Source organism: Methylobacterium sp. Leaf99 (assembly GCF_001422375.1).
GTDB lineage: Bacteria > Pseudomonadota > Alphaproteobacteria > Rhizobiales > Beijerinckiaceae > Methylobacterium.
In genome coordinates this window covers 276,213-288,779 of record NZ_LMMU01000001.1, presented here as the reverse complement: position 1 = coordinate 288,779, position 12,567 = coordinate 276,213, and the positions used below count along the sequence as shown (strand labels likewise).

Below are 12,567 nucleotides of genomic sequence, written 5' to 3'. Positions count from 1 at the left end.
ATGGGATCGTGTTTGGAGCGCGGATCGACCATGTCCCTACGTCCCCTGCGTCTCGGCGTGAACATCGATCACGTCGCCACCGTGCGCAACGCGCGGGGCGGCGCCCATCCCGATCCGATCCGGGCGGCGCGGATGGCCGTCGAGGCGGGGGCCGACGGCATCACCGCGCACCTGCGCGAGGACCGCCGGCACATCCGCGACGCGGACATGGAGACCCTCGCCCGGGTGCTCACCGTGCCGCTGAACTTCGAGATGGCGGCCACCGACGCCATGATCGCCCTGGCGATCCGCCTCCGGCCCCACGCTGCCTGCCTCGTTCCGGAGAAGCGCGAAGAACGCACCACCGAGGGCGGCCTCGACATCGTCGGCGGGCACGATCACCTCGCTCCGCGTATCGCGGCCCTGCGGGAGGCGGGTCTGCGCGTCTCCCTGTTCGTCGAGCCCGATGCGGCGGTCATGGACGCGGCCCACCGCCTTGGAGCGCCCGTGGTCGAACTCCACACCGGAACCTATTGCGAGGCGGTGGCGGCCGGGGACACGGTCCGTGTCGCGGCGGAACTGGCCCGGATCGCCCATGCAGCGACCCATGGTGACAGCCTCGGCCTCGAGATCCATGCTGGCCATGGCCTGGCCCTCGACAGCGTCGGGCCGGTGGCGGCGTTGGCCGAGATCGCCGAACTCAACATCGGCCACGCCCTCATCGGCGAGGCGATTTTTTCGGGCTTGGACCGGGCCGTGCGCGACATGCGGTCCGCCATGGACGCCGCCCGCCGGGCAGGCGACGCATGATCGTCGGCATCGGCTCCGATCTGTGCGACATCCGCCGCATCGCGCGCTCCCTCGAACGCTACGGCGAGCGCTTCACCCACCGGGTCTTCACCGACGGGGAACGGGCGAAGTGCGACGCCCGTGCCGCCCGCGCGCCCTCCTACGCCCGGCGCTTCGCCGCCAAGGAGGCCTGCGCCAAGGCGCTGGGCACCGGCCTGAGCCAGGGCGTGTTCTGGCGCGACATGGAGGTGATCAACCTCCCCGGCGGCCGTCCGACCCTCCACCTCACCGGCGGGGCCGCGACTCACCTGGCTGGGCTGATCCCGGCGGGCCACGCCGCCAAGGTCCACATTACCCTCACGGACGATCCGCCCATGGCGCAGGCCTTCGTGATCATCGAGGCGGTGCCGCTTGGCACCCCCTGAGATTCGTCGGAAGCGGCCTCGCGTTGCGGGTCCTCCGCGCATGGTCTATGCCGCCGCTCGACCGTCGATGACGGACGGGGCCTGGATTCCGGCCTTCCGTGTCGGACCGGAGAGGCCAGCCAGATGGAACGTGCCCGCGTGGACCACCAGACGAAGCATGACCTGAAGGCCGCCGAGACCGGTACCTGGGCCAGCATCAAGGAAACCCTGAAGGTTGGCGGTCAGGCGCTGCTCATCGCCCTCGTGGTGCGCACGCTGCTGTTCCAGCCGTTCAACATCCCCTCGGGTTCGCTCGTCCCGACGCTCCTAATCGGCGATTACCTGTTCGTCTCGAAATATTCCTACGGCTACTCGAAATACTCGCTGCCGCTGAGCGAGTACCTGCCGTTCACGGCGGACGGCCGGGTCTGGGCGGCGACGCCGAAGCGCGGCGACATCGCGGTGTTCAAGTTGCCCAAGGACAACGCCACGGACTACATCAAGCGCGTGATCGGACTGCCCGGCGACAAGGTCCAGATGAAGGCCGGCCTGCTCTACATCAACGACGTGCCGGTCAAGCGCGAGAAGATCGCCCCGTTCGAGACCACCGGGCCCTACGGCGAGCAGGCGAAAGCCGAGCAGTACCTCGAGACCCTGCCGGGCGGGGTCACCCACAAGGTGATCGAGCGCGACGGCGACAACGGCTACTGGGACAACACCGAGCCCTACACCGTTCCCGAAGGGCGGTTCTTCATGATGGGCGACAACCGCGACAACTCCACGGATTCGCGCGATCTCGCCAATGTCGGATTCGTGCCGTTCGAGAACTTCGTCGGCCGGGCGGAGATGATTTTCTTCTCCATCGACGAAGGAACGCCGGCGTGGCAGATCTGGAACTGGCCGGCGAAGGTCCGCTGGGGCCGCCTGTTCACCACCATTCATTAGGGCGATTGCGAACCGTGGACGAAGAGGCGCGTCCCTCCAGCCGGGCGCGGCGCGCGCCCCGTCCGAAGCCCGGCCTCGCCGTGCTCGAAGCCGCAATCGGCCACGCCTTCGCCGACCCGAATCTGCTGGTTCTGGCGCTGACCCACGTGAGCAAGGCCGGCGGCAACGGCCGGCTCGGCAGCTACCAGCGCCTGGAATTCCTCGGGGACCGCGTCCTCGGTCTGGCCGTCGGCGATCTCCTGTACGCGGCCTTTCCGGGGGCCGACGAGGGCGACCTGTCCCGGCGCCTCGCCGGCCTCGTCCGGCGCGAGACCTGCGCGGCCGTGGCCACGGCCTGGGATGTCGGACCGCATCTCCTGCTCGGCCCCGGCGAGGTCCAGAGCGGCGGGCGCCGCAACCAGACCATCCTGGCCGATGCCTGCGAATCGATCCTCGGCGCCGTCTTCCTCGATGCCGGCTACGCAAAGGCCAAGGCCATCGTCGAAGCCGCCTTCACGCCGGGGGTCGATACGGCGGCTCCGCGCGGGCGAGATGCCAAGTCCTCCCTGCAGGAATGGGCCATGGGCCGCGGCCTGCCGATCCCCGCCTACGAGGTGGTGGAGCGCTCCGGTCCCGATCACGCCCCTGTCTTCCGCATTGCCGCCCGGGTCGAGGGCTTCACGCCCGGCATCGGCACTGGCCCATCGAAGCGTCTCGCCGAGCAGGAGGCCGCCCGCCTCGTGCTGGAGCGCGAGGTCCTCGGTCAGATCCCCAGCCCAATCATGGAGACGTCGGCGGACGTCCGCGAAGGAAATTCTCCCGATGTCTGACGACGATTTCGACACCGATCATGACGACGATCTGCCGCCCCTGGTACCGCTTCCGTCCGCTCCCATGCCGGAGAACACCACTGCCGGCTTCGTCGCGCTCATCGGCATCCCGAACGCCGGCAAGTCGACCCTGCTCAACAGCCTCGTCGGCACCAAGGTCTCCATCGTCTCCCGCAAGGTGCAGACGACGCGGGCCCTGGTGCGCGGCATCGTCATGGAGGGGACGGCGCAGATCATCCTGGTCGATACCCCCGGCATCTTCGCGCCGAAGCGTCGGCTCGACCGCGCCATGGTCCATTCCGCCTGGAGCGGCGCGTCGGATGCCGACGCCGTCTGTCTGCTCATCGATGCGCGCAAGGGCGTCTCGGACGAAGTCGAGGCGATCCTCGCCAAGCTCCCCGACGTGAAGCGCCCCAAGGTGCTGATCCTCAACAAGATCGATCTCATCCCCCGCGACCGCTTGCTGGCCCTTTCCGCATCGCTCAACGAGCGCATCGCCTTCACCCACACCTTCATGATCTCGGCGCTGAACGGCGACGGCATCGATGTGCTGAAGGCAACCCTGGCCGGGATGATGCCCAAGAGCCCGTGGCTCTACCCCGAAGATCAGGTCTCCGACGCCCCCATCCGCATGCTGGCCGCCGAGATCACCCGCGAAAAGCTCTACGACCGCCTGCACGAGGAACTGCCCTACCGCTCCACCGTGGAGACCGATCAGTGGCAGATGCGGACGGATGGCTCCGTGCGCATCGAGCAGACCATCTTCGTCGAGCGCGAGAGCCAGCGCTCCATCGTGCTCGGCAAGGGCGGCCAGACCATCAAGGCCATCGGCCAGGCGGCGCGGCGCGAGATCGCCGAGGCCGCCGAGCAGACGGTCCACCTGTTCCTGCACGTGAAGGTCCGCGAGAACTGGGCAGATGATCCGGCGCGCTACCGCGAGATGGGCCTGGAGTTCCCGCGCGGTTAGGCATCGGCTATCACCGGCCGCTCAGGTCATCCGTCACGCTCTCAGCCGTCGAGGCGCGCGCGCCGTCGCGCCGGATCGTATCATCATGTCCATCACATCGTTCTCGGAAGCCCTGTACGGCTTCCCGCCCGCCGAACTCATCGAGGGTCCGGAAGGAGCTGTCCAGGTCTCGCCGCTGATCCCGGGCTCGCCCCGGATCGAGGATGTCGCGTCGGGCAGCCTTGAGCGGATCGACGTGCTGGCACCGGCTGGCACAATCGAGCGCCGCTACGTCCTTGCTCAGGCCCTGCGTGCCCTGCGTCCGGGCGGACGCCTGACCGCCCTGGCCCTGAAGGACCGGGGCGGCTCGCGCCTGGCCAAGGAACTCGCCGGATTCGGGGCTCCGGCGACGGAGAGCGCCCGGCGCCACCACCGCATCTGCGTCGTCGACCGGCCCGAGACCCTTGGCGACCTGAGGGTGGCCCTGGAGGAAGGCGGTCCGCGCCACATTGACAACCTCGCCCTGTGCTCGCAGGCCGGCATCTTCTCCTACGATCGCCTCGATCCGGGCTCGGCCCTTCTCCTGTCGCTCCTGCCGCCGCTGGCGGGCAGCGGTGCCGATTTCGGCTGCGGCCTCGGTGTCCTCGCCCGCTCCGTCTTGCATTCGCCGAAGGTGACGACGCTCACGCTCATCGACATCGACCGGCGCGCCGTCGAGATGGCGACCCGCAATGTCGCCGACCCGCGCGTCACCATCCGCTGGGCCGACATCCGCGCGGGCGGCCTCGGCCTCAGCCGCCTGGACTTCGTCGTGATGAACCCGCCCTTCCACGATGGCGGCTCGGAGGATCAGGCCCTCGGCCAGGGCTTCATCGCCCGCGCGGCCGAGGCCCTGCGTCCGGGCGGTACCCTGTGGGTCACGGCCAACATGCACCTTCCCTACGAGAAGCCCCTGAACGCCGCTTTCAAGACCGTGGAGCTCAAGGCCTCGTCCGGTGGCTACAAGATCTTCGAGGCCCGGAAATGAGCAAGGCGGGGAAAGCCAAGACCCCGACCCTGCGCCTCGACCGCCTGCTCGCCAACATGGGCTACGGCTCGCGCCGGGAGATCGGGCTCCTCACCGGCGCCGGCCTCGTCGTCCTCGATGGCGCGCCGCTGCGCGATTCGGACCAGCGTATCCCGGTCACCCCCGACCTGGCGCAGCGCATGGTGGTGGACGGCGTTCCCCTCGATCCGCCGCCGGGCGTGACCCTCATGCTGCACAAGCCGCTCGGCGTCACCTGCTCGCACAAGGAGGCGGGACCCCTCGTCTACGGGCTCCTGCCCGAGCGCTGGCGCCGACGCGACCCGGCCCTGTCCACGGTGGGCCGCCTCGACAAGGAGACCTCCGGTCTCCTGCTGCTGACCGACGACGGTGCCCTGCTGCACCGGATCATCGCGCCGAAATCCAACGTCGCCAAACGCTACCAGGTGACCCTCGACCGTCCGCTCAACGGCAACGAGGTGGCCATCTTCGCCTCCGGCACCCTGATGCTGGAGGGAGAGGAGAAGCCGCTCCTGCCCGTCGAGACCGAGATTCACGACACGACCCACGCGGCCGTGACCCTGCACGAGGGCCGTTACCATCAGGTCCGGCGGATGTTCGCGGCCATCGGCAACCACGTCGTCGCCCTCCACCGTGACCGAATCGGAGGGCTCGACCTGCCGGCCGGTCTGGAGGCGGGGTGCTATCGGGTCATGCACGAGGCCGACATCGCCGCCGTTTTCAGTGGCCCCCAGGTCTGACGGGATCGCGCCGACTCCAAAACCTTGCCATCGCAAAAACCGTCTGGTAAGGCCCCGCCCATTCCACACGCGGAGTTGGCCTCATGCCTGAATGAGGCGTTTCCGGTGATCGGGGTTCTTTTGGACCCGATCGCTTCCTCCGCGGCGGCATAACCGGAGAGACCAAAGATCATGGCCGTTGATTTCAGCATGCGTCAGCTTCTCGAGGCCGGCGCCCACTTCGGACACCAGGCCCACCGCTGGAACCCGAAGATGCAGTCCTACATCTTCGGGACGCGCAACAACATCCACATCATCGACCTGGCCCAGACCGTGCCGGCCCTCCACCAGGCCCTGCAGGCCGTGAGCGACACCGTCGCCAAGGGTGGCCGGGTGCTGTTCGTCGGCACCAAGCGCCAGGCCGCCGACACCATTGCCGAGGCTGCCAAGCGTTCGGCCCAGTACTACGTCAACTCCCGCTGGCTCGGCGGTATGCTGACCAACTGGAAGACCATTTCGGGCTCGATCTCGCGGCTGCGCAAGGTCGACGAGATCCTCGACGGCGGGGCCCAGGGCCTCACCAAGAAGGAGCGTCTCATGCTCGGCCGCGAGAAGGACAAGCTCGAGAAGGCGCTCGGCGGCATCAAGGACATGGGCGGCGTGCCCGACCTGCTGTTCGTGATCGACACCAACAAGGAGCAGCTCGCGATCAAGGAGGCCCAGCGCCTCGGCATCCCGGTCGCCGCCATCGTCGACACCAACTGCAACCCGGACGGCATCACCTACGTGGTCCCGGCCAACGACGACGCCGGCCGCGCCATCGCCCTGTACTGCGACCTCATCGCCCGTGCGGCCATCGATGGCATCTCGCGCGGCCAGGGTTCGAGCGGCATCGATCTCGGCGCTTCCGAGGAGCCCACCGCCGAGGAGCTGCCCGCCAACGACGAGGGCGCGGCTTCCATCGAGTCCGGCTCGGTCACCCAGGCCGATGTGGCCGCCCTCGTGGAGTCCACCGAGCACTTCGAACTGCTCTCGGCTCCGCGTGGCGCCCCCGACGACCTGTCGAAGCTCCACGGCGCCGGTCCCCAGATCGTGCAGAAGCTCAACGAAGCCGGCATCTACCATTACTGGCAGCTCGTCGCCATGAGCGAGGCCGATGTCGCCAAGGTCGATGCCGATCTCAAGCTCAACGGCCGCATCGGCCGCGACGGCTGGATCGAGCAGGCCCGCGGCTTCGCCGAGGCCGCTGCCGCCGCCTGAGCCCGCAGGGCGGCCCGGATCCGGGCCGCCACCGACGGATCGACATCATCATCCTGAAGCCCGGTGCTTTTCATAGAGCGCCGGGCTCCTTCACTTCAGAAGTCCCCACTTCAAGAGTCCCGGAAAGGACAGGCCATGGCCAACATCACCGCCGCACTGGTGAAAGAGCTCCGCGAAAAGACCGGCGCGGGCATGATGGACTGCAAGGGCGCGCTCAACGAGACGGACGGCGACATCGAAGCCGCCGTGGACTGGCTCCGCAAGAAGGGCCTCGCCAAGGCGGCCAAGAAGGCCGGCCGCGTCGCCGCCGAGGGCCTCGTCGCCGTGGAATCCTCGGGTCATCACGCGGCCCTCGTCGAGGTGAACTCCGAGACCGACTTCGTCGCCCGCAACGACAGCTTCCAGGGCTTCGCCCGCGAGGCCGCCAAGCTCGCCCTCGACACCGACGGCACCCTGGAAGGCCTCGAAGCCGCACACTTCCCCGGCTCCGAGACCACCGTCAAGGAAACGCTGTCCAACCTCATCGCCACCATCGGCGAGAACATGACCCTGCGTCGCGTGGCCAAGCTCGACGTGACCAAGGGCGTCATCGCCTCCTACGTTCACGGTCAGATCGTCGACGGTCTCGGCAAGATCGGCGTGCTCGTCGCACTCGAGTCGGAGGGCGATGTCGAGGTGCTCTCCACCCTCGGCCGCCAGATCGCCATGCATGTCGCCGCCACCAACCCGGTGGCGCTGGATGCCGCCGGCGTCGATCAGGCGACCCTCGATCGCGAGATCAACATCCTGCGTGAGAAGAACGCCGGCAAGCCCGAGAACGTGCTCGCCAAGATCGTCGAGAGCGGCCTGAAGAGCTATTACAAGGAGGTCACCCTCCTGGAGCAGCCCTTCGTACACGATGGCTCGAAGACGATCTCCCAGGTTCTCAAGGAGGCCGAGGGCAAGGCTGGCTCGCCCGTCAAGCTCACCGCGTTCGTGCGCTACGCGCTCGGCGAGGGCATCGAGAAGGAAGAGGCGCCTGACTTCGCCACCGAGGTGGCCGCCGCAGCTCGGGGCTGAACTCGAGGCCGATGCCATGACGGAAACGTGAAAGGGGCGGTGGCTGCGAGGCCGCCGCCCCTCGACGTTCCGGCCTGCCGTGCGCTAGACACCCCTCCGCTTCCGATTGGCTCTCCGGCCCACTCCCGGGTTGGATTCGAGGGGACTGGCTCATGCCGGAGACCACATTGTTTCGCCGCGTCCTCGTGAAGCTCTCCGGCGAGGCGCTGGCTGCGCCCGATGGATACTGGCTTCATCCGCCGACCCTCGCCGGCATTGCCGAGGACATCGCCCGGACCCGGGAATGCGGTATCCAACTCGCGCTCGTCGTCGGTGGCGGTAACATGATCCGGGGCGCGCGTATTTCGTCCGCCGGCTGGATCGACCGGGCCACCGGCGATTCGCTCGGCATGATGGCGACCGTGATGAATTCGCTGGCCCTCGAGACGGCCCTGAACGCCGCCGGCGTGCCGGCCCGCACCATGTCGGCGGTGTCGATGCCGACCATCTGCGAGACCTTCGCGCGCCAGCCCGCCCTGCATCACATCGACAAGGGTCAGGTCATCGTGCTGGCCGGCGGTACCGGCAACCCGTTCTTCACCACCGACACGGCGGCCGTCCTGCGGGCGGCGGAACTCCGGTGTGACGCCGTGCTCAAGGCGACGCAGGTGGACGGCGTCTACTCGGCCGATCCGAAGACCGACCCGTCCGCCACCCGCTACGATCGGCTCACCCATGACGAGGCGATCGGTCGTGACCTCAAGGTGATGGACACCGCGGCCTTCGCCCTGGCACGCGAAAGCCGCCTCTCCATCGTCGTCGGCTCCGTCCATGCGCCGAGCTCGATCCGGGCCATTCTCACCGGCGAGGCACCCGCCACCCACGTGGTCCCCTGATCCGCCCGTCGCGAAAGCGCGAAGCCCCGTGAACGCCATTTGCGGGCCACAGGGTTTTGGTTCATTGAAGCCGCAGAACGGGCCCCGGCGGCCCGGCCTCCCTCCCTCCTCTGTTCGCGTCGGGACACTGAACGCATGGCTGCCATCCCCGAATTCGACCTGAACGACATCAAGCGCCGCATGCAGGGCGCCGTCACCTCCCTGAAGGGTGACCTCGGTTCCCTGCGGACGGGCCGCGCGACGCCGAGCATCCTCGATCCAATCCAGGTCGACGCTTACGGGGCGATGATGCCCATGGCGCAGGTTGCCACCGTGAGCGTGCCGGAGCCGCGCCTCCTGAGCATCTCCGTGTGGGATCGCGGCATGGTCACCGCCGTCGAGAAGGCGATCCGCGAATCCGATCTCGGCATGAACCCCCAGACCGAGGGCCAGACCATCCGCCTGCGCGTGCCCGAGATGAACGAGCAGCGCCGCAAGGAGATGGTCAAGGTTGCTCACAAGTACACGGAGGAGGCCCGCGTCGCCGTCCGCCACGTGCGCCGCGACGGCCTCGACCACCTGAAAAAGCTGGAGAAGGATGGCGCCATCAGCGAGGACGACGAGAAGCGTCAGGCCGGCGAAGTCCAGAAGGTGACCGACCAGCACATCGCCGAGATTGATGGCGTCCTGGCGTCCAAGGAGAAGGAAATCATGCAGGTCTAGCGTGCCCGCCATCGAAATGGAGGCCGGTTCGTCTCAAGACAGCAGCAAGACAAGATTTGGAGCCGTGTCCGATCCGACTGGATCGGACACGGCTCCGACGTTCGGCGGATTTCCGATCGGACTGGACGAGGCATGGGGGAGGGGCGCGTTGGGTCGAACTGAGGGCGCGCGTCACATCGAGACCGGGATGGCGGGGGGGCAGGGCGCATCGGCGTTCGATGTCCGCTCTCCGGCCGCGTCCGGCGCGGCGCCGGTGCCGCCCACCGGCCTCGCGCTGCCGGCGCCCGCCCATGTCGCGATCATCATGGATGGCAACGGTCGTTGGGCGGCGCGGCGTGGACTGCCCCGCGTCGAGGGCCATCGCCGTGGCGTCGAGGCCGTGCGCCGGGCCGTGCGTTCTTCCATCGATCTCGGTGTGCGCTACCTGACCATCTACACCTTCTCGTCGGAAAACTGGCGCCGCCCGCCCGCCGAGGTCGCGGACCTCATGGGCCTGCTCAAGCTGTTCGTGCGCCGCGATCTGGCCGACCTCCACCGCAATGGCGTGCGGGTTCGGATCATCGGCGACCGCGAGGGCCTGAGCGCGGACATCATTGGGCTCCTGGACGAAGCCGAGGCGATGACGCGGGGCAATCCCGGCCTGACCCTGGTGGTCGCGTTCAACTACGGCGGCCGGCAGGAGATCGTCCGGGCCGTCCGTGCTCTGGCGCGCGCTTGTACCGAGGGGCGGGCGACGCCGGACGACATCGACATCGACGCCATCACGGCGGCCCTCGACACCACCGGCATTCCCGACCCCGATCTGGTGATCCGCACCTCGGGCGAACTGCGCCTGTCGAACTTTCTCACCTGGCAGACGGCCTACGCCGAATACGTGACCACCCCCGCCCTCTGGCCGGATTTCGACCACGACGCCTTCGTGGCGGCCATCGGCGAGTATCACCGCCGCGACCGTCGTTTCGGCGGCCTGAGCGGCAAGACCGGGTGATGGGAAGCCCGAGCGAGGCGACCCCCGGCGCGCGCCGCAATCCCCTCGGGGGGCGTGAGTTTCAACTTCGTCTCGTGTCCGGCCTGGTGCTGGCGGCCATCGTCGTCTCGGCCCTCATTCTGGGGGGTGGCCCGTTCGCCTTCATCTGGCTCGCCGCCGCCCTCGTCGGCACCGCCGAGTGGATCGGCATGAGCCGCACGGGTCCTCGACGGCTCCTCTTGATCGTCATCGGCGCGACCCTCACCGGGCTCGTCCTGTGCCTGAGGGAGGGCGCCGCGCCACACGTGTTTCTCATCGTTGCCGCCCTGGGCGTCACCGGGATCCTGGTCCTGGCCCAGGACGGGCCGGCGCGGGGCCGGGCCGTGGCGGGCCTGTTCGGCGGGACCGTCGTCGCCCTGGTGCCCCCCGGCCTGCGCGACGATCCCGCCATCGGCATCCTCGGTCCGGCCTGGATGTTCGCCGTCGTCTGGTCCACGGACGTGGTCGCCTACATCACCGGGCGCACCTTCGGCGGACCGAAGCTCATGCCGGCCGTGAGTCCGAAGAAGACGTGGTCGGGCGCCCTCGGTGGCCTTGCCGCCGGGACGGCCGCGGGCATCGGCCTGATCGCCCTGGCCCGGGGCTACGGTTGGAGCCCGCTTGCCGCGACCTCCCTCGTTTTCGTCGGTCTCGTGAGTGCCGCGGCATCGGTCTTCAGTCAGGCCGGTGATCTCGCTGAATCGGCCCTGAAGCGGCATTGGGGCGTCAAGGATTCCGGCCGCTCGATTCCCGGTCATGGCGGCGTCATGGATCGTCTCGACGGCTTCGCCGCCGTGGCGCTGCTGGCCGGACTGTATCTCCTCGCGCACCGCATGGGCGTGGTCTGAAGGATCTCCTCCGTTGACTCTCACCGTCTCCATCCTTGGTGCCACCGGTTCCATCGGGCGCTCCACCACGGACCTTCTAGCCCAGCATCCCGAGCGCTTCCGCATCGGTGCTCTCGTTGGCGGCCGTGATGCCGTGGCCCTCGCCAAGCTCGCCCGTGAGATCGGCGCGGATTTCGTCGCCCTGGCCGACGAATCGCAGGGAGCGGCCCTGCGCGAGCTACTGTCCGGCACCGGCATTCCCAACGGCGCGGGCGACGGCGCCGTGCTGGAGGCCGTCGCGCGCGACGCCGATATCGTGATGGCCGCCGTCAGCGGGGCCGCCGGCCTGCGCCCGACCCACGCGGCGCTCCGCCTCGGGCGCACCGTCGCGCTCGCCAACAAGGAAAGCCTCGTCTGCGCCGGGGACGCCTTCATGCGCGACGCCAGGCGCTATGGTGCCACCCTGCTGCCGGTGGATTCCGAGCACAACGCCCTCGCGCAGGCGCTCGGCGACGGCAAGGTCGCCGATGTCGCAACCATGACCATCACGGCTTCGGGCGGACCGTTCCGCACCTGGACGGCCGAGCGCATCGCCGCCGCCTCGCCCGAGGACGCGGCGGCCCATCCGACCTGGTCCATGGGCATGAAGATCAACATCGATTCGGCGTCGCTGATGAACAAGGGCCTCGAACTCATTGAGGCGCATCACCTGTTCGGGATCGAGGCCGCACGTCTCGATGCCATCGTGCATCCGCAATCCATCGTCCACGGCCTCATCGCTTGGCGCGACGGCGCGGTGACGGCGGGCCTCGCCATGCCCGACATGCGGGTGCCGATCGCGCATTGCCTCGGGCTCGGCGAGCGCCTCACCATCGCGCGTGGCCGGTCCGTCGATCTCGCTGCGGTCGGAAGCCTGACCTTCGAGGCCACCGACGAAATCCGTTTCCCTTGCCTTCGCATCGCCCGCGCGGCGCTCCGCGATGGCGGGGCGGCTCCCACGGTGATGAACGCCGCCAACGAGATCGCAGTCTCCGCCTTCATTCGCGGCGTCATCGGTTTCTACGGGATCAGCGACCTCGTGGAGCGTGCCTGTACCCATTTCGCGGGCCTCTACCGGGCGGCCCCGGCCGATGTTGACGAGGCGCTGGACATCGATGCCGAGGTCCGCGCGTGGAGCAGCGAAGCGCTTCCCGCCTGAACCG

Annotated in this window: 14 protein-coding genes; all 14 read left to right on the top strand. The window is 68.6% G+C overall.

From position 1 onward, the window contains the following. Positions 1-30 precede the first annotated feature (30 nt). The 14 genes from ASF28_RS01345 (at position 31) to dxr (ending at position 12,563) form a co-directional block, all read left to right on the top strand. Complete coding sequence (locus tag ASF28_RS01345; RefSeq protein ID WP_056086635.1) at positions 31-789, top strand: pyridoxine 5'-phosphate synthase; 759 nt, start codon at positions 31-33, stop codon at positions 787-789. Continuing rightward, entirely contained in the window at positions 786-1,193 is a 408-nt protein-coding gene (gene acpS, locus ASF28_RS01340; protein ID WP_056086630.1) for a holo-ACP synthase, read from the top strand. The genes ASF28_RS01345 and acpS overlap by 4 nt, the downstream gene beginning before the upstream one ends. A 123-nt stretch (positions 1,194-1,316) precedes the next feature. Continuing rightward, positions 1,317-2,117: a signal peptidase I gene (gene lepB / locus ASF28_RS01335; RefSeq protein WP_056086627.1), complete on the top strand. Its 801-nt coding sequence runs from the start codon at positions 1,317-1,319 to the stop codon at positions 2,115-2,117. A 14-nt stretch (positions 2,118-2,131) separates the two neighbouring features. After that, on the top strand, positions 2,132-2,926 hold the full coding sequence (gene rnc / locus ASF28_RS01330; protein WP_056086624.1) for a ribonuclease III: 795 nt from the start codon (positions 2,132-2,134) through the stop codon (positions 2,924-2,926). After that, positions 2,919-3,893, top strand: coding sequence for a GTPase Era (era, locus tag ASF28_RS01325; RefSeq protein ID WP_056086621.1), 975 nt, complete (start codon positions 2,919-2,921; stop codon positions 3,891-3,893). The genes rnc and era overlap by 8 nt, the downstream gene beginning before the upstream one ends. Positions 3,894-3,978: 85 nt before the next feature. Continuing rightward, the gene (locus ASF28_RS01320; RefSeq protein ID WP_056086618.1) at positions 3,979-4,899 is read left to right on the top strand and encodes a class I SAM-dependent methyltransferase; all 921 of its coding nucleotides are present in this window, start codon (positions 3,979-3,981) and stop codon (positions 4,897-4,899) included. After that, entirely contained in the window at positions 4,896-5,657 is a 762-nt protein-coding gene (locus ASF28_RS01315) for a pseudouridine synthase (protein ID WP_056086615.1), read from the top strand. The genes ASF28_RS01320 and ASF28_RS01315 overlap by 4 nt, the downstream gene beginning before the upstream one ends. 171 nt (positions 5,658-5,828) lie before the next feature. After that, a complete protein-coding gene (locus ASF28_RS01310; RefSeq protein WP_056086612.1) occupies positions 5,829-6,896 on the top strand; it encodes a 30S ribosomal protein S2 in 1,068 nt (355 codons plus the stop codon). A 135-nt stretch (positions 6,897-7,031) separates the two neighbouring features. Further along, positions 7,032-7,955, top strand: coding sequence for a translation elongation factor Ts (tsf, locus tag ASF28_RS01305; RefSeq protein ID WP_056086609.1), 924 nt, complete (start codon positions 7,032-7,034; stop codon positions 7,953-7,955). A 152-nt stretch (positions 7,956-8,107) separates the two neighbouring features. Next, complete coding sequence (gene pyrH / locus ASF28_RS01300) at positions 8,108-8,830, top strand: UMP kinase (protein ID WP_056086606.1); 723 nt, start codon at positions 8,108-8,110, stop codon at positions 8,828-8,830. A gap of 135 nt (positions 8,831-8,965) precedes the next feature. Next, a complete protein-coding gene (gene frr, locus ASF28_RS01295; protein ID WP_056086604.1) occupies positions 8,966-9,532 on the top strand; it encodes a ribosome recycling factor in 567 nt (188 codons plus the stop codon). A gap of 187 nt (positions 9,533-9,719) precedes the next feature. Next, positions 9,720-10,520 (top strand): isoprenyl transferase, encoded by an 801-nt coding sequence (locus tag ASF28_RS01290; protein ID WP_056086601.1) that lies wholly within the window; start codon positions 9,720-9,722, stop codon positions 10,518-10,520. Continuing rightward, the gene (locus ASF28_RS01285; protein ID WP_056086597.1) at positions 10,520-11,386 is read left to right on the top strand and encodes a phosphatidate cytidylyltransferase; all 867 of its coding nucleotides are present in this window, start codon (positions 10,520-10,522) and stop codon (positions 11,384-11,386) included. The genes ASF28_RS01290 and ASF28_RS01285 overlap by 1 nt, the downstream gene beginning before the upstream one ends. A 13-nt stretch (positions 11,387-11,399) precedes the next feature. After that, positions 11,400-12,563, top strand: coding sequence for a 1-deoxy-D-xylulose-5-phosphate reductoisomerase (gene dxr, locus ASF28_RS01280; RefSeq protein WP_056086594.1), 1,164 nt, complete (start codon positions 11,400-11,402; stop codon positions 12,561-12,563). Positions 12,564-12,567 lie beyond the last annotated feature (4 nt).